General features: G+C 69.3%; 16 protein-coding genes. 12 read left to right on the forward strand and 4 right to left on the reverse strand.

Going from position 1 to position 20,331, the window contains the following annotated elements; translation table 11 throughout:
* Nucleotides 1-169 precede the first annotated feature (169 nt).
* From WME89_RS41665 to WME89_RS41685, 5 genes are all read left to right on the forward strand, one after another.
* Nucleotides 170-1,459, forward strand: a complete 1,290-nt coding sequence (locus WME89_RS41665) for a hypothetical protein (protein WP_438005141.1) — start codon at nt 170-172, stop codon at nt 1,457-1,459.
* 319 nt (nt 1,460-1,778) lie between these two features.
* Nucleotides 1,779-2,348, forward strand: a complete 570-nt coding sequence (locus WME89_RS41670; protein WP_438005142.1) for a helix-turn-helix domain-containing protein — start codon at nt 1,779-1,781, stop codon at nt 2,346-2,348.
* A gap of 242 nt (nt 2,349-2,590) precedes the next feature.
* Nucleotides 2,591-3,091 carry a hypothetical protein gene (locus tag WME89_RS41675; protein ID WP_438005143.1) on the forward strand — a complete coding sequence of 167 codons (501 nt, stop codon included), beginning with the start codon at nt 2,591-2,593 and terminating at the stop codon, nt 3,089-3,091.
* A 455-nt stretch (nt 3,092-3,546) separates the two neighbouring features.
* The gene (locus WME89_RS41680) at nt 3,547-5,217 is read left to right on the forward strand and encodes a ricin-type beta-trefoil lectin domain protein (protein ID WP_438005144.1); all 1,671 of its coding nucleotides are present in this window, start codon (nt 3,547-3,549) and stop codon (nt 5,215-5,217) included.
* A gap of 25 nt (nt 5,218-5,242) precedes the next feature.
* The gene (locus tag WME89_RS41685) at nt 5,243-6,568 is read left to right on the forward strand and encodes a trypsin-like serine protease (protein WP_438005145.1); all 1,326 of its coding nucleotides are present in this window, start codon (nt 5,243-5,245) and stop codon (nt 6,566-6,568) included.
* On the opposite strand, the gene WME89_RS41690 is transcribed toward WME89_RS41685, so the two are convergent.
* The gene (locus WME89_RS41690) at nt 6,493-7,398 is read right to left on the reverse strand and encodes a LysR family transcriptional regulator (RefSeq protein WP_438005146.1); all 906 of its coding nucleotides are present in this window, start codon (nt 7,396-7,398) and stop codon (nt 6,493-6,495) included. The genes WME89_RS41685 and WME89_RS41690 overlap by 76 nt on opposite strands.
* 114 nt (nt 7,399-7,512) lie before the next feature.
* On the opposite strand from WME89_RS41690, the gene WME89_RS41695 reads away from it, so the two are divergent.
* Both WME89_RS41695 and WME89_RS41700 read left to right on the forward strand, forming a co-directional pair.
* On the forward strand, nt 7,513-8,394 hold the full coding sequence (locus WME89_RS41695; RefSeq protein ID WP_438005147.1) for an aldo/keto reductase family oxidoreductase: 882 nt from the start codon (nt 7,513-7,515) through the stop codon (nt 8,392-8,394).
* A 98-nt stretch (nt 8,395-8,492) separates the two neighbouring features.
* A complete protein-coding gene (locus WME89_RS41700) occupies nt 8,493-9,479 on the forward strand; it encodes a hypothetical protein (RefSeq protein WP_438005148.1) in 987 nt (328 codons plus the stop codon).
* A gap of 186 nt (nt 9,480-9,665) precedes the next feature.
* Here the strand turns inward: WME89_RS41700 and WME89_RS41705 are convergent, their stop codons facing one another.
* The gene (locus WME89_RS41705) at nt 9,666-12,080 is read right to left on the reverse strand and encodes a hypothetical protein (RefSeq protein ID WP_438005149.1); all 2,415 of its coding nucleotides are present in this window, start codon (nt 12,078-12,080) and stop codon (nt 9,666-9,668) included.
* 702 nt (nt 12,081-12,782) lie between these two features.
* On the reverse strand, nt 12,783-13,298 hold the full coding sequence (locus WME89_RS41710) for a hypothetical protein (RefSeq protein WP_438005150.1): 516 nt from the start codon (nt 13,296-13,298) through the stop codon (nt 12,783-12,785).
* A gap of 743 nt (nt 13,299-14,041) precedes the next feature.
* Between WME89_RS41710 and WME89_RS41715 the strand changes: the two genes are divergently transcribed.
* The 4 genes from WME89_RS41715 (at nt 14,042) to WME89_RS41730 (ending at nt 18,250) form a co-directional block, all read left to right on the forward strand.
* Nucleotides 14,042-14,860 carry a phosphorylase family protein gene (locus WME89_RS41715; RefSeq protein WP_438005151.1) on the forward strand — a complete coding sequence of 273 codons (819 nt, stop codon included), beginning with the start codon at nt 14,042-14,044 and terminating at the stop codon, nt 14,858-14,860.
* Nucleotides 14,857-16,566 (forward strand): NACHT domain-containing protein, encoded by a 1,710-nt coding sequence (locus WME89_RS41720; protein WP_438005152.1) that lies wholly within the window; start codon nt 14,857-14,859, stop codon nt 16,564-16,566. The genes WME89_RS41715 and WME89_RS41720 overlap by 4 nt, the downstream gene beginning before the upstream one ends.
* 404 nt (nt 16,567-16,970) lie before the next feature.
* Nucleotides 16,971-17,309 carry a DUF5713 family protein gene (locus WME89_RS41725; protein ID WP_438005153.1) on the forward strand — a complete coding sequence of 113 codons (339 nt, stop codon included), beginning with the start codon at nt 16,971-16,973 and terminating at the stop codon, nt 17,307-17,309.
* Nucleotides 17,310-17,713: 404 nt separating this feature from the next.
* Nucleotides 17,714-18,250 carry a hypothetical protein gene (locus tag WME89_RS41730; RefSeq protein WP_438005154.1) on the forward strand — a complete coding sequence of 179 codons (537 nt, stop codon included), beginning with the start codon at nt 17,714-17,716 and terminating at the stop codon, nt 18,248-18,250.
* A gap of 27 nt (nt 18,251-18,277) precedes the next feature.
* Here WME89_RS41730 and WME89_RS41735 read toward each other — a convergent pair whose 3' ends face one another.
* Nucleotides 18,278-19,168: a LysR family transcriptional regulator gene (locus WME89_RS41735; RefSeq protein WP_438005155.1), complete on the reverse strand. Its 891-nt coding sequence runs from the start codon at nt 19,166-19,168 to the stop codon at nt 18,278-18,280.
* 365 nt (nt 19,169-19,533) lie between these two features.
* Here WME89_RS41735 and WME89_RS41740 point away from each other — a divergent pair, with 365 nt between their 5' ends.
* Nucleotides 19,534-20,154 carry a glutathione S-transferase family protein gene (locus WME89_RS41740; RefSeq protein ID WP_438005156.1) on the forward strand — a complete coding sequence of 207 codons (621 nt, stop codon included), beginning with the start codon at nt 19,534-19,536 and terminating at the stop codon, nt 20,152-20,154.
* The last annotated feature ends 177 nt before the right edge of the window (nt 20,155-20,331 follow it).

Genomic DNA, 20,331 nt, shown 5'->3' on the forward strand with positions numbered 1-20,331 from the left:
CGGGCGCTGCCGGCGTCGACAACGTGCGTTGCAGCGGGAACATCGCGGTCCACGCCGAGGAGCGGCGCGCGATCCGGTTGACAAATAGGCACGGAATAAGCCTTCTCGCCCGGACTTTTCCCGTTCGATGACAGCCATCGAGGGGCGCCTCCGGGGGAGGCTCAGGCGTTTGGGGTTCGGGCTCGCGGCGACGGCCGCGCTCTTCATGGTCTTCCGGACCGGCGCGTCGGCCTGGGGCCGATCCCGGCTCGGAGACTATCTCGATACAACCGAGGCCGACTGGGAGGCTGAGCGCGCGCGGATCCGCGAGCGATCGCGGCCAGCGGGCGACGGCGCCGCGCAGGCGGACTGCGCGGCGAGCTATGCGACGCTGCCGAGGATCCCGGCGGGCGAAGACCTCGGCGAGCTGGCGCGAGCGGCCAACGCGGGCCCCCGCGCGCCGCTCTCCCCCGCGGTCGTCGCCGCGGTCGAGCGGTATCGCCCGGAGATCGACGCCTTGCGCGAGGCGGCGCGGTGCTCTCGTCATGAGCTGACCGACGACAGCGCGTGGGTGGATCATGGCGATGTGTACCCGGTGTGGAAGGCCGGGTTCCTTGTCGCGATCGAGGGGCACATGCTCGCGGCCAGAGGGGATGCGCCCGGCGCCCTCGATCGCTACCTCACGCTGGCCAAGGTCGGCGCGGACATGTCGGCGGGGTCGAGCCTCGCCGGCAGGGTCGGGGGTCAGGCGGCGAATCGCGCATACCTCGGGGTCGCTGCGCTCCTCGCCAGCGCGCCCCGGCTCCCCGCGGCGGAGCTCGCCGCGCTGGACCAGACGCTCGCGGAGCGAGGGCGCCACCTGCCGCTGCTCTCCGACGTGCTCCGGAAAGAGCGCCTGGGGCTGCGGAAGGCGGCCATCAGCCTGAGGGCCAGGGGCGCCCTCTCCGAGCGGACCCCTCCCATCGAGCAGCCCACCGACCTGCGCGCGCTCACCCTGGTGTTCTCGACAGAGGCCGTTTTCGGCCGCGCCCTCCCGCTGCTGGACGCGCGGCTGCGCCGCGCGGAGCAGATCGCCCTCGACGCGCAGCGCGACCCATCGCAGGCCACGCGGTTTCAGGAGGTCGCCTCCGACTCGCTCGCGGCCGAAGCCTCGGCGCTCGACATCGTGGAGTACCCCGACAGCTATCAGCATGTCGCCGGGCTGGATTGCGCCCTGCGGGCCTCCTATCTCCTGGCGCGCACGGCCGTCAAGGCGGAGCGGGCGTACATGGACGGCCGCTATCCGGAGGTGCTCCCGGACCTCGCGCAGGACCCTTGTGGGACAGGCCCCCTCGAGTACCGCAGGAGCCCGGAAGGCGACGGCTACACGCTGTCCAGCGTCGGCGCGAACGGCAAGGCGGACGGCCCGCGCGTCGCCCGCAGCAGCGGCGGTGACAGCGACGATATCGTCGTCGCGAGGCGGGGCGCGAACGTCCTCTAGTTTTCCGCCCGCCAGCAGTCCGGCCATGGATGGCTAGGGCTAGTTCAGCCCGCCAGCAGTCCGGCCATGGATGGCGATGGCGCGGCTTCTGCGCCGCTTCGCGGCGACTTCGCGGCGGCTTCGCGGCGGCTTCGCGCGACCCCCCCTCGCCCACGCATCGCCTGACGCACGCGGTTCATCTCAACCTTGACAGGTGAACAGTACTGCGCAAAAGTTCGACCGGGTAGGTCTGCGCTCGCACCCCCTTCGAAGAGAGGAGATGACAATGCCCATCATCGGACGACAGTGCACACGCGATGGCAGGACGGTCTGCCTTCGGATGAGTCAGGCCGGTCTGCCGGTAAATCACGAGGGGCCCGGGCTGACGCTCGTTTACGGGTGGTCGAGCGAGGAGCGCCGCGCGCAAGGGCTCGCGGCTTCGATCCAGGGCATCGAGCTCCGCACTGACTCCGGCAAGCTCCTCGCGTTCGACTACTGCCCGTTTTGCGGCCAGGGGCTCGTGGGGAGCGCGACGAGCGTCAGGGCCACCGTGGCGCGACGCATCGCGTCAGAAGGCGCCCGCGCCGAGGTGCCGCCGGTGAAGGCCGAGCGCGCACCGCGGGACGTGCGTGCGATCGAGGTCGTGCCGCCTCGTCCTCCGGCTCCGAGCGCACCGTCGCGCGAGCCAGCGGAGACGGGCGCGATGTCGCTGAAGGTGCTTCGCGAAAAGCTCGGACTCTCGCAGGCCGAGCTCGGCGGAAAGCTCGGCCTCGCGCGCAGCTCGGTCGCCAACTACGAGAACGGACGGTCACCTCTCTCGCAACGGCTCCGCAAGTGGATGGCAAAGCACGAAGCGAAGCTGACCGAAGGGGGAAACGGCGCAGCCCGCCGCGGGAGCGCGGCCGCGTAGAAGGTCACCGGGCCAGACGCGCTCTGCCACGCCCTCGGGGAGCGGCGAGCCTACCCGCCCTGCCTCCTCGTGCTGACGCCGTGGCGATTCCGGCATAGTCCATCCCCATCGCCCTCCCCCTCCTCCTCGGATTCCTCGGCGCCCTGCTCTTCGCGCTGCTCCTCGTCGCGCTGAGCCGCAGGGCACCCCTCTCCCGCACGGAGCGCCGTGCCCGTGAGCGAAGCGCCGAACGCGCCCGCGCCGTGGCAGACGCCCTCGGGCTCGTCGCCACGCAGGCCCCCGAGATCCCCACGACCTTCCGCCTCCACGCGCCCGACGCCAGGGACGACCTCGGCTTGTGGATGGGCTCGCCGGCGCTCTTCGCGGGCTCCTTCCAGCGCGACAAGATCGTCGACTGGATGAAGCTGAGAGCAGAAGGACCGCCCGGCTTGCCCGCGGGCGTGACGGTGCGGCCTCCCCGGCGGACCGTCTTCGACTGGCGCGACGGTCTCCCCGGCGAGGCACCGACGCTGGTCACGCCCGGTGGCGCCGCGATCGTGATCGAACACGAAGGGGGCGCCGCGATCGATATCCACGCTCTCACCCGGTGGATCGATTCGTTCCCGGAAGGAACGTGGCTCGTCGGGATGAGCGCCGCCGCGGTCGAGGTACGCGCCGACGCCCCCGCGACCGAGGACGCCGTGCGCTCTGCGCTGTCGCTCTTCGCGCTCGTTTCGGTCGCGCCCGGGGGAGCCGCCGAGTAAAACCGCCGCGAGGAGGTCGCGATTCGCCAGCGAAGCTGGCGCACGGCCGGCCCGGCGCTCGGAGGCGCGGCGGCAATCCTTGCCGTGCCCCTGCCTTTCAGGGCTGGCAATCCTTGCCAGTACGGCAAGGCTTGCCACGCGCGCGCTGGACCCGCGGGCGAGCTCGATTGCGCGGCAGCCGCTCGTGCGCCGCGCTCGGCTCGTCGCGCCGCACGATTCCATCGTAAAAGCCATCACGCGGCGGGGTGGCATGTCGATTGCGATAGCGCTCTTCCAGCCGGGCTGCCGCGGCCGGGGCTCACCCCGGCGAGGCGCGCCGAGATAGCTCACGAAGACGACCACCGTCGCTCGCCGAGCTGCGCGAGAGCCTGCGGGCTCGACCCGAGGTGTGCAGAGGGGGCGGAGGAACGATCGTGATCGTCAGTGCCCGTAACTACCAAGGAACGGAGTGCGTCATGTTCAAGCGGAATGTGTTTGTTGTCCAGTCGATGATGGGCCTCGGGCTCGCGCTCTTCGCGGGGTGCGGCGGAGACGGCGCGGCGGATGAGGAGGACGCGGCGGCGTCCGCCGGCATGCGCGTGGAGCTCGCGTTCCCGGGCCAGCGCGGGGAGATCGAGGAGAGCATCGTGAACCTCCCCGGCTTCGGGCCGCAGAAGGCCGTCCATGAGCGCTTCGGCGACACGGCGGTCTTCCAGGGCGACATCCTCCTCGATGAGGGAGGCCGTCACGAGCGCTCAGCGGCGCGGCTCTTCGGCTCCTTCCGGTGGCCGGGCGGGGTCGTCCCTTATACGATCGACTCGGCCTTTTCCAACCAGGGCAGGGTGAACGACGCCATCAGCCACTGGGAGTCGGTGACGCCCCTCCGGTTCAAGCTCCGCACGGACGAGGCGGATTACGTGGCGTTCGTGCCCGGCGGCGGGTGCTCGTCCTGGGTGGGCCGGCAAGGCGGCCGGCAGACCATCAACCTGCATGAAACAGGTTGCTCGACCGGCAACATCATCCACGAGATCGGGCACGCCATCGGCCTGCACCACGAGCAGACCAGGGCCGATCGGGACGAGACGATCACGGTGCACTTCGAGAACATCGAGCCCGACCACGAGCACAACTTCTTCACGTACGTCCAGGGCAACGAGGACGGCGTGGACCTCGGCGCCTACGATCTCGGCTCGATCATGCAGTATGGCTCCTTCGCGTGGACCATCGATGGCGACTCGGAGGACTTCCCCACGATCACCTTGAAGGACGGGTCGACCTTCGACTCGCAGCGCGAGGGCCTGTCGCGCGGCGACATCAGGGCGGTCGAGGCGCTGTACGGCCGCCGCGTGCGGCTGCGCAGCGGGGTGGCCTCGAACCGCTGCCTCGACGTGCTGGACAGCGACACGGCCGAGGGCGCGACCGTGCAGACCTGGGGATGCAACGGCACGGACGCGCAGGAGTGGCTGTTCACGCCGAGCGGCGAGCTGCGGAGCAGCGTCGCCCCGGGCCGGTGCCTCGACGTGGCGAACAGCGAGACAGCGCAGGGCGCGACGGTGCAGACATGGGAGTGCAACGGCACGGACGCCCAGAAATGGACGCGGACCGCGAGCGGCGAGCTGCGGAGCGCCGTGGCCTCGAACCGCTGCCTCGACGTGTCGAACAGCGACACGGCCCAGGGCGCGACCGTGCAGACCTGGGCGTGCAACGGCTCGAGCGCTCAGCGGTGGAACGACTACGTCGAGGTGGTGAGCGACCTGCACTGGGACCTTTGCCTCGACGTCGCCGGCGGGAGCTCGACCGCGGGGACCAACGTGGACGTCTCGAAATGCAACAGGTCGAACCGGCAGCAGTGGTTCCTCTCGTCGAGCGGCGAGCTGCGGAGCGCCCTCGCCGCAAACCGCTGCCTCGAGGTCGCCGCCTCGGGCGCCGGCGTCCCGTCGGGCACCAACGTCCAGATCGGCACCTGCAACAGCAGCGACGCCCAGGAGTGGTCCTGGACCGAGGAAGGTGAGCTGAAGACCGCGCTGAGCAGCGAGCTTTGCCTCGACGTGAGCGGCGGCAGCACGTCCAATGGGACCAACGTCCAGGTGCTGACCTGCAATGGCGGCCGCGAGCAGCGCTGGATGAAGCCCGGGATCGCCTTCTGAGGCGACGAGGGCTGCGAGGACCGTGATGTCAGCCACGATGCCAGAGCTCCTGTCGCTCCTCGCCCTCGCAGCCCTCTCCGGCTGCGCCTCCCACGGTGTCCTCGGGGGCGCGCCGGAGCGCATCGACGAGGACGGGGCCGCGATCCTCGGCGGCTCGCTCGATCTCGCGCGCGACCACGTGGTCGGCGTCGGCGACGAGCGCGGCGCCTTCTGCTCCGGCGTCCTCGTCTCGCGCCGCGTGGTGCTCACCGCCGCGCATTGCATCCCTCCCGGCGCAGGGCCGCGGGGAGGGATCACGCGGGTCCATGTCGGCGCCGACCTCCGCCCGGAGGCGGCGCGTCCCCCCATCGTCATCGAGGCCGTGGCGGCGGTGCCGCACCCGGGCTTCGACGAGGAGACCTACTCCAGCGACCTCGCGGTCGTCGAGCTCGCCGCCCCGGCGCCGGTCGCGCCCGCGCCGCTCCTGCGCGAGACGATGGATGACGGCCCCCGCTACGTGGGCCCGCGCTTCGCGTTCGTCGGCCACGGCATCGACGAGGCGGGCGTCTTGCTCGTGCGCCGCGTCGTCACCTTCCCGATCGACGCCGTGGGCCCCGCGGATGACGTCGGCCTCGACACCGGCAGCGGTCCCGTCGACGCGACGCAGCTCTACTATCGCCCGGGCGCCGACGGGAACACGTGCCTCGGCGACTCGGGCGGGCCCGCGTTCCTGGCCCGAGGGGGCGTCGAGCGCGTCGCCGGCGTGAGCTCCTACGGCGACGCCCACTGCGAGATCGACGGCGTCGACGCCCGGACCGACCTGCCGGCGATCGCGGCGTTCATCCAGCCCGAGATCGACCGCATCGAGGGGGACGACCCGTGCCGCGCCGACGGCGTCTGCGGCGCGGCGTGCGATGGGGGCTCACCGCTGCTCGATCCGGACTGCGCGGAGGCCCATTGCGGCCCGGATGGGATCTGCGCGGCGGCGTGCGTCGAGCCCGTGGATCCGGACTGCGCCGGCGTGGACCGCTGCGGTCCCGACGGCGCCTGCGACCCGGGTTGCCCGGACGTCGACGCCGACTGCCTGGCGGCGCCGGACGGGGAGCCCGGGGCGAGCGCGCCCGGACGCGAGGCGGCCGCCTGCGCAACCCGGGTGCCCGGCAGCGACGGAGCGGCGGCACGCTCGCTGTGCGGGGCGATCATCCTCGCGGCGCTCGTGGCCCTGTCGAGGCGACAGAGCATCTCGGCGCGGGTCGGCGGGCCCTCGAGGTGGGAGGTGATCGCGCCCCCCGCCGCTCACCGCTTCGCGGATGTCCTCACGAAATCGATGAAGGCGCGCAGCGGCGCGGGGACGAGCCGGCGCCCCGGATAATAGAGGAACGGCCCCGAGAAGCTCTGCCACCAGGGCTCGAGCACCGGCTCCAGCGCGCCGCTGTCAAGGTGCGTGCGCAGCCAACCCTCGAACAGCTGGATGACGCCGACGCCGGCGATCGCCGCATCCACCGCCAGGTCGATGGCGGCGCCCGCGCTGACCAGCAGCGGTCCCGCCGGCTCGACCCGCACCACCTCGCCGTCGCGCTCGAACTCCCAGGTGATCATCTGGCCGCTGCTGAAGCGGCCGCGCATGCAGGCGTGCTGCAGCAGATCGCGCGGGTGTTCCGGGCGGCCGCGCCGATCCAGGTAGGCGGGCGCCGCCGCGGTCGCGAAGCGCTGGATGCGCGGGCCGATGGGGACGGCGATCATGTCCTGCTCCAGCCGCTCGTCGTAGCGGATGCCGGCGTCGCAACCGGCCGCCAGCACGTCGATGAAGGCGTCCTCCGCGATGACCTCCAGCTGGATCTCCGGATAGGCGGCGAGGAACGCCGGGATGATGTCCGGCAGCACCAGGCGGGAGGCGCTGACCGGCACGTTCAGCCGCAGCGTGCCCGCCGGCCGGTCACGGAAGCCGTTCACCACGTCCACCGCGGCGGCCACCTCGCCCAGCGCCGGCCCCAGGCGGTCGAGCAGCCGCGCCCCGGCTTCCGTGGGCGCGACGCTGCGCGTCGTGCGGTGGAGCAGCCGGACGCCGAGCTGCTCCTCGAGGCGGCGCACCGCCTCGCTGACCGCCGAGGCGCTGCGGCCGGTCGCCCGCGCCGCGTCGCGGAAGCTCCTGGCGCGAGCGACTGCGACGAAGACGTCGAGATCGCCGAGGTCCAGGTTCATTGTTCGGTATTCCGCACAGCCCGTGCGGATTGTGCGCCGTTATCGCGCCCCTCGCCAGGGCCTACCTTGGCCGGGCCTGCCAGGGATGGCCGGGCCTGCCAAGGAGACCGTGACATGTCCAAGATCAACGCCGCCGGGACCGTGAAGCTCGGCCGCCGCCACGTGAAGCGCCTCGGTTACGGCGCGATGCAGCTCGCCGGGCCCGGGGTGTTCGGTCCCCCGAAGGACCGCGACGGCGCGCTTGCGGTGCTGCGCGAGGCGGTCGCCGCGGGGGTCGACCACATCGACACAAGCGACTTCTACGGCCCGCACGTCACCAACAAGCTCATCCGCGAAGCCCTGGCGCCTTATCCGGACGACCTGGTCATCGTCACCAAGATCGGCGCCCGCCGCGACGAGGCCGGCGCGTGGCTCCCGGCCCCCTCGCCCGAAGCGCTGACCGAAGCGGTGCACGACAACCTGCGCAACCTCGGGCTCGATGCGCTGGAGGTCGTGAACCTGCGCGTCATGTTCAGCGTGCACGGTCCCGTCGAGGGCTCGATCGAGGCGCCGCTCAGCGCCCTGGCCGAGCTTCAGCGCCAGGGGCTCGTGCGCCACATCGGGCTCAGCAACGTCACGCCCGCCCAGATCGCGGAGGGGCGGCGGATCTGCGACATCGTCTGCGTGCAGAACCAGTACAACCTGGCGCAGCGGGAAGACGACGCCCTGATCGACGACCTCGCCCGGGAGGGCATCGCCTATGTCCCCTTCTTCCCGCTCGGCGGCTTCACGCCGCTGCAGTCGTCCATCCTCTCCGGCGTGGCCCACGGCCTGGGCGCCACGCCCATGCAGGTCGCCCTCGCGTGGCTGCTGCGGCGCGCGCCCAACATCCTGCTGATCCCCGGCACCTCGTCGGTGGCTCACCTGCGCGAGAACCTCGCCGCCGCCGAGCTGGAGCTGCCGGACGAGGCGATGGCGGCCCTGGACGGCGTGGGAGCGAGCGCTGGCGCGGCCTGAAGCCCGCCGCCGGGCTCAGATGGAATGTCGAGCGCGCCGCGCCAGCCGCCGCGCGCGTTGACGCCGCCATCCCGTATCAATATTTTGCTCCCACGGAGATGGGCGGCAAGCTCTTCGATTTCCCGCGCATGCCCCGTGACGCCTACCTCGAGCGCGAGGCCGACGTGCGCCGCTACCTCGACGGAAAGCTCCCCGGCCGGTATCGCATCCCTCGATATTACGGCGACAAACCCGATTTCGGGGACATGGACGTCATCCTCGCGGCCCCGCCCGACTGGCTCGCGCTCCGCGCGGAGATCGCCCGCGACCTCGGGATCACGGGATCGAAGGCCGTCGGGCACGTGTTCTCCACGAGCTACCGGGGCCTCCAGACCGATTTCTTCACGGTCCCCGAGCGGTACCTCGAGAGCACGTACAACTTCTTCTCGTTCAACGACCTCGGGAACCTCATCGGCAAGCTCTGCCGCCGCTTCGACCTCAAATACGGCGAGCGCGGCCTCACCTACGTCTACCGGCGCGAGGGCGGCAATTTCCAGGTCGAGCTCGAGATCACGCTCGATTTCGAGCGCATCTGCCGCTTCCTCGGCCTCGAGTACGAGACATGGCGCGCCGGCTTCGGCTCTCTCCCCGAGATGTTCGAGTGGGTGGTCGCGAGCCCCTATTTCTCGGTCGCGCCATACCTCGACGACACGGACAGCAACCTGCGCAAGCGCGGCCGCGAGCGCACGACGGTCGCGCGTTTCATCACGTGGCTCGGCGAGCACGGAATCGACAAACGTGCCGTTCTTCAGGACAGACGGTCCTATTTGCCCGAGGTCATCGCGGCCTTCCCGCAGGCCGATCTCGCCGCCAAGATCGAGGCGGAGCGCGCCGCCGAGGCGAGGGCGGCCGAGATCGCGGCGAAGTTCAACGGGAAACGCGTGATGCGCCTCGTGCCCGGGCTCGACGGCAAGGCGCTCGGCGAGCTCATCCGCGCCTTCAAGGCCTCCTTCGCAGATCCCGGCGCTTTCGAGGCCTGGGTGCTCTCGACGCCGGAGGACGAGATCGAAGCACGCATCCGCGACTTCGCGGCCCGCGAGGGCTGATCGACCGTCGGGCTCGTCCTCCTCGTCCTCGACGTGACCGGCGCCAGGACACCGAACAGCTCGAGACCCCGAGACAATGAACCACAGAGGCACAGAGGCACAGAGTTTCTCGTTGTTCCTCTGTGTCCTCTGTGCCTCTGTGGTTTGAACTTCTTCATTCTCGGGCGTCTCGAGCCGATCGTCGCTCTAGCGGGGCCCCTCCACCGCGCAGAACCCGTTGATGCAGCGGTTGGTCGGATCGCAGCAGTCGGCGGCCGTCTCGCACCGCTCCTGAGGTTGTGAGCAATGCCCGTCCGGCGGCGCGTTCGAGCAGATCAGCTCCCCGTCGGAGCCGGGCTGGCAGTACCCGCCGCAGCATTGATCGCCCGTATCGCACGACGCGCCCTCGGACCGGCACGGATCGAGCACCCAGAACCCGCGCGCGTTGCCCGCGAGCAGCTCCTGCGCGGGCAGGTAGAACGCGGGGTGGCTCGGGTCGGTGCCGGGCGTCGCGTTCAGGTCGATGGCGGCGACCCAGAGCTTCTTGGTCGTGATGTTCTCGACCAGGTCCACGCCCCGGGGATCGCTGCAGAACGGCGGGATCGTCGCCGCGTTCCCGTACAGGCGGCGGCTGGTGAACACGACCCAGGCGTAGCCGCCCGACGCGACGGGGTTGACCGTCGGCTCGTAGTTCAGGTTGATGTCGTCCTTGTGGCGGTTGTCGATGGCGCCCACCGAAGTCTCGTCTGCAGTGCAGGTCATCTCGACCGGCGCGCTCAGGCTGGGCAGGTAGATCGAGCGCGGGCCGTCCCTTCCGTTCATCAGATCGAGGGGGACGACCGTGCCCGATCCATCGATGCTCGCCCAGGCGAGATGGGCCTTGGCGCCCCGGCGCGTCCTCAGATCGCCGAAGTTGTCGCCCTCGTTGCCCGGGTCGGTCTGGTGGTGGAACACGACCGACTTGCTGTCGGGGAGGAACGCCGGCCACCCCGGGCGCGTGCCCTCGGGCTCGCCTCTGTCGTCGACGATGACCTCGGGATCGGTGAAGTCGCCTGTCGCCGCGTCGAACTTCATCACGAAGAGCTTCCTGCGGATGTCCGCGTCGGGGCCGGACATCGCGTTGAACACGACGCGTGTGCCGTCCGGCGAGAACGCCGGCGTCCCGAGCTCGTAGGCCACCTCGTCGAGCCCGGAGGTCGGGCGGCGCGTGGAGCTCGGCAGCGAGAGGAGCTCGCCCGCCTGGGTGAGCGCGAGCGACCCGTCCGGAGTGACCGCGGCGAAGGGCGCCGCGGTCGAGAGGGCGTGCTCGGTGGCGCCCGCGGGGGTCAGATCGTAGGCCGCGCTCAGGCCATAGGAGTCGAGCCCGTTCTGGACCAGGAGCCGTGATCCGTCGACCGAGACGGAGTGACAGACCCGGCACTGGCTGTCGTCGCCGTTCCCCCCGGCGACGAGCTGGGGCGCCGTGTCTCCCGCCCGGATCGACAGCACGGCCCCGCCGAACCGGCCATTGCCGCCCACGGCGCCGCCGTGGTTCTCCGCCAGGCGGGTGCCGTACGAGTTGTAGTAGATGACCCCCGACAGCCGGGCCGGAGCCACGGTCCATGTCTGGGAGATCGGCCCGTACGCCTGTCCCTCGCGCGCGACGGTGAGGCTCACGGTGAGCCGGTCCGGCGAGCCGTCGGGCGTCGGCCCTCCGGCGCTGTCGGTGGCCATGCTCCAGACGTCCTGGGGGATCGGGTGCCGGATGAACGGCCCGCCGGTGGTGGCCAGGATCTCGGGCCGCCCGAACGTCCCTTTCCACGAGAAGGAGCCGCTCGTGGTCCTGAGCTCGATCTGGATCGCGTCGGCGTCTCCGGGCGTCCATTGCCACATCAGGAGCGGCGCGAGCAGGCCTCGAGGCCATACCGTGCCGTCGTACGGGTAAAGGAACTTGAGCTTCTCCGCCGCGCCGTCGCTGGCCGGGCGCTGCAGGGCGTCGAGGGTGGCCGTGCTCGTGACCGCCGCGCCGAGGCCCTCGCCGCCGACCCCGCCGACGCCGCCGCCGAGCGTGAGCTGCGTCGGATCCGTGGCGATCTGCTGCGCCTGGGCCGGTACGGCCGCGTCGGCGCCGTTCTGCGCGGCGGTCAGCTGGATCAGGACGTTGCGCTCGACCGTCTCGCCGTTCAACCCGGCCCGCACGGTGACGAGGCCGCCCGTGGTCCCCTTGGGGGTGAACGTCGCCATGCTCGCGGGGCTCGCGCTGATGGCCCCGAGCTCGCCGCGGTCGACCGACCATCCCACGTTGATGGGCGCGTCCCTCAGCATCGCCGTGTAGCTCACGGAAGGAGGCGCCTGCCCCGCCGCGACGGCGATCGTCTGGAGGTCGCTCGGCTCGACCGTGAACCCGAGCGGGACGTTGCCCCCGCCGCCTCCGACACCCGGTCCCGTGGGGTCGAAGTCGCCGCTCGAGCTGGAGTTGGAGCTGGAGCTGTCGCCTCCACCCGTCGTGGTGCCCCCACCGTCGCCGGCTCCTCCGCCGCCAGACGCTGCGGGCGTCTCGATGCCTGGGCCGTGCGCCGAGCACGCAGCGAGGGCAGCCCCAAGGCCGAGGGCTACCACCAGCGCGCTACACGATTGAACCATACTTCTCATGTTGAAAGCGAGCTTACATGAGCGTGGCAACGGGGTTCAATCCGGATTCCGGTGCGCCGCCCGAGTTCCACGACGAAACGTGCTCGCAATCGACGCCCCACGAGGAGCGCGCTGGCCGGCACGCAGGCAAAAACCATGGAATTCGCTGCTGTCTTCGGTAGCCGTTCGCTATCGATCGGTTTTCCTGGCGGGACTCTTCCGCGGGGGCGAACCGTCGTGATCCGTCGAATGCCCCGGGATTTTGGGAGAGCGTGATGACGGATCGCACCCCCTCGGGAGGCATGGGCCCAACCCGGGCCCAATTGTCAAGCCCTGGGCCTGGGGAGCTCGCCGTGACCGAGCCGTCGCCTCGGGCGGCCGTGGTCGCCTCGCTCGGCAGCACCCTGAGCCGCGCCGTCGCCCTCGGGGATGAGGTGGCGGCCCGGGTCGTTCACGAGGCGAGCGGCGGCTCGGTCGGGATGCCCAGATCGGCCAAGATCGCCACGATGGCTCGCGCTCGGAGATGTTGGCGATGCTCCGCCGGCGCCCACCGCACGGACACGCGAGCACGTCCTCCAAATCGACGCGGAGGAGGAGGGAAGTCGAATCGATGCGCGGCGACCGTCGACGACGGGCAGGACCGATGCCGTCGCCGTGGCTCGTGCGCGCGGTCGCCGGAGAGAGCTGGGGCGCGGCGGAAGGTGGCGCCGCCGCTCACTTCACGCAGGTGCGCTTGTCCTGGTAATCACAGCTCGGCACGCCGACATTCACCACCGTCTCGGTAAAGCCAGGGTAGCAGATCGGGTCGCACGTCGCGTAAGCCCCGCTCGGGTACGGCACCGCGCCACACGAGATCCGATCGTAGATCCCGGCGCAGTAGCTCGGCCCGCTCTGCGAGCCGCTCACGTACCAGCCGGGCGGACAGGCGACGGAGGCGCCGCAATGCGCGAAGGACGCCCGCGTGGCCCAGGGGATGAGCTCGCAGCGGTAGGCCTCGCCGCTCGCGCAGCCGAGCGCGCTGCCCTGGCTCAGCGACACGGAGTGCGTGTATTCACCGCTGACGCACGCCGCGCACTGCCACCCGGTCAGCGCTTGCGCCCCCGCCGCGATCGGCTCGGCCAGCGCTGTGTCCTCCCCCTCGGCCGTGCCGAGGCAGCCGGCGGCTCCCGTCAGGGCCACGATCAGCCCGAGCCCAGACACCCCCATCGTCCACCGCGAGAAGCTCTTCATGCTCGTCCTCCGATGCGATCCCCCGCCACCAACGACGTGATCCACGGAGAGGATACCGCAAGAGCGCAACGGAAAGCGATATCCACCTGCTGGAGGCGAGCTGGGGAGCTTGCGAGATTTCGCTGCGCGTGGTCCCTCGGCGACGACTTCTCTGACACGGGGGGCCGCGGAGTTGCTCGGCCTCACCGCCGAGCGAGTCTTCGGCGCACAGGAAGGTGTGCGATGAGCGCGCCGCGGACGCTCGCGCAGCTCCTGGGGTCCTTCTTCCGTCGCCGACTCGTAGAGTAACGCAATGCCAGTCCTGCGACCGTCGCGAGCTACCGGGATGCATTGCGGCTACCCGTGCGCGACGTCGCCGAACGGACGAGGCGCGAGCCATGCGCGCTCTCGGTTACAGACTTCGAGCGCGACCTCATCCTCGACTTCCTCGATCAGCTGGAACGAGTGCGCGGCAACCAGGCGCAAACACGCAACGCTCGTTCACGAGACGCTCGGTCGGCTGCTCGGGCTGCCGGTGGTACCGGAGGGGTGAGCAAGCCTGGGCCGAACGTCGAGCCCGCCGCTCGGGTCGACTCGCTGCCGGAGCCTTGCCGCCCCCCGGCGCAGGGCGGGGGAGGACCACAGCGTCGCCGACCGGGGCACCTCGCGCACGGTGTAGGTCGCGAGGGGTGCCCACGCGGACGGTCGATCGCGCCGCTGGACAGACAGCATCACGTGCGGTTTGATACGTGTGCAGCACACCCATGACCCCCCCCGAACACTACGACGTCGCCATCCTCAGCGCGCTACACAAGCCCGAGCTGGAAAAGATCCTGAGCATAAAGAGGGAGCCATGGGAGGAGCTCCCCGCATCCGCCGAGGACCCTGCGACGTATTACGCGAACACCTTCACGACGGCCAAGAGCAAGCGGAGCATCCGCGTCATCGCGGCAACGCCTAACCAGATGGGGATGCCAGCATCGGCGGTGCTGGCCACGAAGATGATCCTGCGGTTCCGCCCCAAGCTGGTGGCGATGGTCGGCATCGCCGCGGGCGTGAGGGGTGAGAACCGCGGATTCGGGGACATCCTCGCTCCGGCACACACCTTCGACTATGGCGCTGGTAAGGTCACCTCGTCGAACGGGAAGCTCGAGTTCAAGCCCGACCCGAAGCCCCTCGACATACACAACCGGCTACTGTCCCGATTGCAGAAATGGAGCAGCAATCGCACCCAGCTGGACGCGATCTACGCGGAATGGCAGGCCAGGAAGCCGTCAACGGTGCTGAACCTCCATCTGGGCCCGCTCGGCTCCGGCGCGGCAGTGGTCGCCGCTTACCAGACCATTGACGATATCGGCCTGCACTGGCGCAAGCTCATCGGCGTCGAGATGGAAGCGTACGGCGTCCACCTTGCGTGTCGGGAGGCCGCCGCTCCCGATCCTATGTTCCTGTGCATGAAGGGGATCTGCGATTTCGCCGATTCATCGAAAGATGACGACTGGCAAGACTACGCGGCGTTCACGTCCGCACAGCTCTTCCATCGTTTCTTGACGGAGGAGTGGGACAACCTCTTCCCTCGGTGAGCCTGTCGCCCCGAACGGGCCCGGCGACAGGCGCGAGCTCTCTTCAGCAGGCCCACGACGCCGCAGCGAACAAACACCGCCAGGAGACAACGAAGCTTTACGAGAAGGTAGCGTGGGCACGTCGACCGATCCCGCTGTTCGTCAGGAACCCTGCGACCGGCGAGACGCTAGAGGCAAGATATGCACTGACGCAGTGGTCAAGCAGCCGTTCCCCGCAGCACTGCTTGCTCCTCGGCGATTTTGGTACAGGGAAGACCGGCCTGATGATGTGGTTAGCCTCCGAGCTCGCGTCACCCAGCGAGCCAGGGCTGACTCTTCTGGTACCGGCATCTCGCCTCGACGATTCTGCGATCACGCTCCACACCCTCGCGGCCGCCGCAGAGCCGCCGCTGGCGGTTCCACCCGATGTCGGCAGCGTTCCAGAACGGAGTTTCTACCTCCTCCTGGACGGGCTGGACGAGCTGGTAGGCACGCTAGAAGGTGGAAGGCAACGCGCTGTTCGTATAGTAAAGGAAGTCCTATCTTCCGTCGCCGCGTCCACGCGCGTCGTCATATCTTGCCGTGGCCCCGCTTACGCGGTGATACGAGATGAGCTCCAGGAAATGCTTTCCGCGCTGCAGGCGCCTGAGTCACCCCTGCTCGCGGGAGATAGGGCCATTCGAAGGGCACTGGGCAGCGAATCGATCATCAGCTACTCGATCCTCCCCGTCCGCGACGAAGACGCGCACGCGTTCCTCGCCACGGAAGTTCCACCGCAGGGCCGGTCGGACAAGTCGAACAAACTGGCCAGCGGAGTGGACCTGAACACATTCATGTCTCGGCCCTTTACCATCCAGCTACTGAGGGCCGTAGCCCACAAGACGAAGGACTTGTGGAGCTTGACCACCATCGACGAGCTGTACGAGAAGGCAGTCACTGCGTGGCTATTGCGCGATCAGCCAGCACTGAGTGCGTGGGAGCTTGACGCAACGTTCGATGAACTCGAGAAGATCGCCTTCAACGAGATAGACTCACTGGACCCGAGGTGGTTGAATTTGATCCGTGGCAGCGGGCTCGTGTCCTCGCCGCACTCCAATAGGGTGCTCACGAGATACTCGTTCGCACATTACTCGTTCTGGGAGTTCTTCTTCGCCAGGCGCATCGCTCGACAAATTTCCGCGTTTGATGCGTCTACCCTGGCGAGGCTCGATCTCGTCGCTGCATACAACGTCAATCGTATGCTCGTCCCCATGCTCCTCAGAAGAATGGGAGCCGTGGGTGCCCCGAGCGATGAAGCCCGTGCGGTGACCACCGCTGAGTACATCAAATTCCTGGACGCCACCGGCTGGCGGCGCGCGACAGGTTACGGTATACACCCATCCGTCATTGGTAGCCACGATGGCACGCCGTCCGCAACGTTCCAGCTCGACCGCGCAGACGTCAAGCTCACTGCCAGCGACTCAGAGCATGGCACGGAGGTCGCCTCCGGGATGTCCTGGTACGATGCGGCGGCCTTTGCGGTGTGGAATGGAATGGCGCTGCCAACGCGCCACAGCGTTAGCGCGCTGCGCCAGATTGGCGGCGGCATGTTCTGGTGTTCTGAATGGCAGTCTGAGGAGTGCGCTCACATGGCTGTGTTCGATGCCGAGGACGGCAAGTTCCATGGAGTCAACCCGGATGTCAGATTGTTGCGAAGCTCACTTGCAGTATGCTCGCGGCGTCGTTGACCTGGCTGTTCCAAAGCATTACAACGGAACATGTTTGCTTGTTTGCATGAGCTCGCGCTCACGCGGCCTGGGTGGGGTGGGTTCGACCGAACCCCAGACGGCCGCCATGGCGGAACTGGCGCCCGCAAAACCGGAGGCCGCCGCTGATCCACGACAAACCGGGCCTTCGCGGCTGGCACGGCGCCTGCCGCCGCCGGAGTCAGACGGATCTACCCGGTGGCGCCGGACAGCGCTTGGGCCTTGCGGCGCAGCGCCGATCCGTGAGACTTTCCGTGGCATAGGTCACAAAAGGCGACGAGCTAGACAGACCTGGTCCGGCAGCTTCTGTTGACCCATCTGCGGACAGTCAGGTTCCTTGGGTCTCGACGGGAGCGATGCTTCATCATGTGCAAGCGGGAGAAACAGTGAGCATTGAAAACCCTCGGCTGCGGTCGTACGGCTTCCTGGCGGAGATGCAGGAGGACGAGTACTTTCCTGGAGACCTGGTGGCCAAAGGTCAGGAGATCCTCAAGAGGCTCTGTGAGGACATCGAGCAGCAGAAGCCTGGATCACTTCCCGAGCTTTACGCGCTGACGCACGACGCGACCGAGAGGTTCAATGAACTGGCCGAGGAGCTCGAGGCGCGCGGCAGCGAGATTGAGACCGCTGCGAGAGAGAACATCGGCAACGACTTTGCAACCATCGCAGCTGCCTATGGATTCGAAGCTGACGCCGAGGAGCTGATCGCTCCAAGAGACTGGTGACCTGATCGGCGCAACCTGGTCCGCTCCATCGAGCGGAACCGCGGCGGAGAGCTCATGTGAAGCCGTCACGCTCGTTGATGCACACATCGGCCAGCCAACGAGCCGTTCGGCCTCTCGAGCAGGAATGGGGCCATGCCTTACAGAGGGGGTAGCGGACGGGGATGCTTGAGCTCCAGATCGGTGACCGCGTGGTATTCGCGCACCGCCTGCCCGTAGACGCCGGCCCGAGCAAACGCGGCTCCCCTGGGCGGGGATACTCTGGCGAGACGATTCCGCGGGGGTGGGCGGGCAGGACGCCGGCCCTGGACCAGGGGGGAGCGGAGCAGAAGGCGAAGGAGCCGTGAAGGCGCGGCGCCGGGGCCTCGACCCGGCGGCCGAGGCGTTCACGATGGCGATGGGGGCGGATGGCTACCCCCGAGGCGGTGCGCCGGGCATATCGACGTCATCGCGCTCGACGCGAGCAAGCGGGCGTACAACAAAGCCTACAACGTTCGGCCGGCTGGTGGCCCTCCCAGACGGGCTGGCAGGGCCTCGGCGGCAAGCAGTTCGCCGAAACCCCGGTCATCGATTCGTGGGGCGTCGGCCACCTCGACATCGTCGGCCGCGGCGCCGACGGCCGCGCGTACAACAAGGCCTGGGAGGCGTCGGGTTGGTCGCCCAGCCAGACCGACTGGTATGACATGGGCGGCAACCTCGCGGGGCCCCCGTCGGTGGTCTCGTCGGACGTCGGCCACCTCGAGGTCGTCGCCCGGAGCACCGACGGTCGATTGCTTTACAAAGAGTGGAGCGCGGGCCGGTGGTGGCCCGGGCAGACCGAGTGGGCGACGCTCGCCGTCGACGTCGGCGGCGACCCCATCATCGTGAGCTCGGCCCCGGACAGACTCGACGTCTTCGTCGTGGGCCCCGACGGCACCCTCTGGCACCGTTCGCGGGACCTGTAACCCCGAATGGCCCCGGGGCGCCGCTCATCAGCGGCGCCCCGGGGCCTTGAGGTGCCCGCGAAACGCCTCGGTGACGAGCTCGATGACCGCCCTCACCGGCTCGGCGAGGGACGCCTCTTTGCGGTACACGATCGAGAGCCGGCTCTTGCCGAGGCTCTCGCCCGTGAGCCGCCGGAGCGAAGGCTCGAGCGAGGCGAGGAGGCAAGGCAAGATGGTGAGGCCCATGCCCGCGACGCAGGCGGCCAGAAGGTCGCTCACCTCGCGGTATCGCATGAGCACGCGGGCGCCTTCGCTGCGCTCGTCGAGCCACCGGGCCAGAGGGGCGTTGCTGATGCCGGCCTCGAAGCCCAAGAGGTCGTGCCCCCGAAGGTCGCACGAGCCAGCCGAAACCGGGTGCCGCGCCAGGTAGGCTTCCGAGGCATACAGCGACCAATCGAGCTCGCCGAGCTTCCTGGCGATGAGATCGTCGCCGTCGACCGTGCCCGAGCGCAGCGCGACGTCGGCCTCACCCTTTTTGAGGTCGGCCAGGCGGCTGCCGCTCAATATCTCCAGGACGATTTCGGGGCGGGCGGCCTGGAAGGCGCCAATGTGCGGGGCGAGCAAGCGGCCGAAGGCCGAGGGGGTGGCCAGCTTGACCCGAACCGTTTGCGACCGCACGGCCGCTTGCACCGCGAGCGCCGCCTGCTCCATTTGCTCGAGCAGCGGCGCGACCGTCTGGCCTATCGCCGTGAGCGAGAGCCCCTCGGGGCCGCGGGTGAGCAGCGGGGCGCCCAGCGCCGTTTCGAGCGCCACGAGCCTGCGGCCTACCGTCGAGTGCTCGACGCCCAGCGAGCGCGCCGCGCCAGCCAACGTTTTGGCCCTCACGGCGGCGAGGGCGTAGCGAAGGTCGTTCCAGTCGAGGTCTGACGGCTTTGTCACGAGGGGTAAAGCTTAGCCCAGGTGTGCCTTCAGCTGGAGCGCCACGAAGCTGGCCGGCGGTGACAGCGCGCGTGGTAGGTCGTCATGCGGCTAGCAAAGCACACACCCGTCGGGTAAGCCCGCCGCTCGCGTCGACTCGCTGCCGGAGCCTTGGCGCTCGCCAGCGCCCGGCCTCGACGCGGCGGAGCTGCTGCCGCGGACCGTGGCTCGCGTCGTCGCCTTCGTGCCCGGCGCCGCCTTCGATGCGGACGGAGCGGACGTGAGCGCGCTGCGCCTGTCCTTCGTCATCGCTCGGTGGAGCAGATCGACGCCAGGCTCGCGGCGCTCGCCGCTATCCTCCGCGAGGACCTCTCGAGGACCACGCCATGCTGAAGATCTGGGGCCGCATCTCCTCCATCAACGTGCGCAAGGTGGTGTTCACCGCGCAGCTGCTGCATCTGCCGTTCGAACGCATCGACGCCGGCGCCGCGTTCGGGATCACGAAGACGCCGGAGTACCTGGCGCGCAACCCGAACGCGCTGGTGCCCACGCTGGAGGACGGCGACTTCGTCCTGTGGGAATCGAACGTGATCGTGCGCTACCTGTGCGCGAAGCACGCGGCAGGCGGCCTCTACCCGGAGGACCTGCGCACCCGCTTCGACGCCGAGCGCTGGATGGACTGGCAGCAGACGACGCTGAACGGCGCCGGCCGCGACGCGTTCCTCCAGCTCGTTCGCACGCCCGCGGAGAAGCGCAACGCGCAGGCGATCGCGGCTTCCGTCGCCGCGACCGAGCCGCTTCTCACGCTGCTCGATACCCATCTCGCAGAGCGGCCCTATATGGCCGGCGAGCGCCTGACGATGGCCGACATCCCCATCGCCTGCGAGATGCACCGCTGGTGGGGCCTGCCGCTCGAACATCCCGAGCACCCGCACCTGCGCCGCTGGTACGAAGGACTGCGGCAATCGCCCGCCGCCCGCGGCGCCCTCGACGTCCCCCTGACCTGACACCCTGCGCCTGCGCCCCTTCCAGCAAGTCGACGTCTTCACCCGACTGCCCGAGCCTACACGCGCTTCTTCATCGACATGATGGCTCGAGGCCCGCGGTACGAGTAGGAAGTCCAGGAGCCTTTGTGGATGTCAAGAAAATTTATTCAGCATCTGGGTCGGGTCGAGTGGACATCG

The sequence above is a fragment of the Sorangium sp. So ce321 genome (assembly GCF_051530195.1).
GTDB lineage: Bacteria > Myxococcota_A > Polyangia > Polyangiales > Polyangiaceae > Sorangium.

Excerpts from the sequence above, each read along its gene's own strand:
- WME89_RS41670 (WP_438005142.1), top strand. The coding sequence starts at position 1,779 with ATGAGTCAGGCCGGTCTGCCGGTAAATCACGAGGGGCCCGGGCTGACG.
- WME89_RS41680 (WP_438005144.1), top strand. The coding sequence starts at position 3,547 with ATGTTCAAGCGGAATGTGTTTGTTGTCCAGTCGATGATGGGCCTCGGG.
- WME89_RS41685 (WP_438005145.1), top strand. The coding sequence starts at position 5,243 with ATGTCAGCCACGATGCCAGAGCTCCTGTCGCTCCTCGCCCTCGCAGCC.
- WME89_RS41690 (WP_438005146.1), bottom strand. The coding sequence starts at position 7,398 with ATGAACCTGGACCTCGGCGATCTCGACGTCTTCGTCGCAGTCGCTCGC.
- WME89_RS41695 (WP_438005147.1), top strand. The coding sequence starts at position 7,513 with ATGTCCAAGATCAACGCCGCCGGGACCGTGAAGCTCGGCCGCCGCCAC.
- WME89_RS41700 (WP_438005148.1), top strand. The coding sequence starts at position 8,493 with ATGGGCGGCAAGCTCTTCGATTTCCCGCGCATGCCCCGTGACGCCTAC.
- WME89_RS41705 (WP_438005149.1), bottom strand. The coding sequence starts at position 12,080 with ATGGTTCAATCGTGTAGCGCGCTGGTGGTAGCCCTCGGCCTTGGGGCT.
- WME89_RS41710 (WP_438005150.1), bottom strand. The coding sequence starts at position 13,298 with ATGAAGAGCTTCTCGCGGTGGACGATGGGGGTGTCTGGGCTCGGGCTG.
- WME89_RS41715 (WP_438005151.1), top strand. The coding sequence starts at position 14,042 with ATGACCCCCCCCGAACACTACGACGTCGCCATCCTCAGCGCGCTACAC.
- WME89_RS41730 (WP_438005154.1), top strand. The coding sequence starts at position 17,714 with ATGGCTACCCCCGAGGCGGTGCGCCGGGCATATCGACGTCATCGCGCT.
- WME89_RS41740 (WP_438005156.1), top strand. The coding sequence starts at position 19,534 with ATGCTGAAGATCTGGGGCCGCATCTCCTCCATCAACGTGCGCAAGGTG.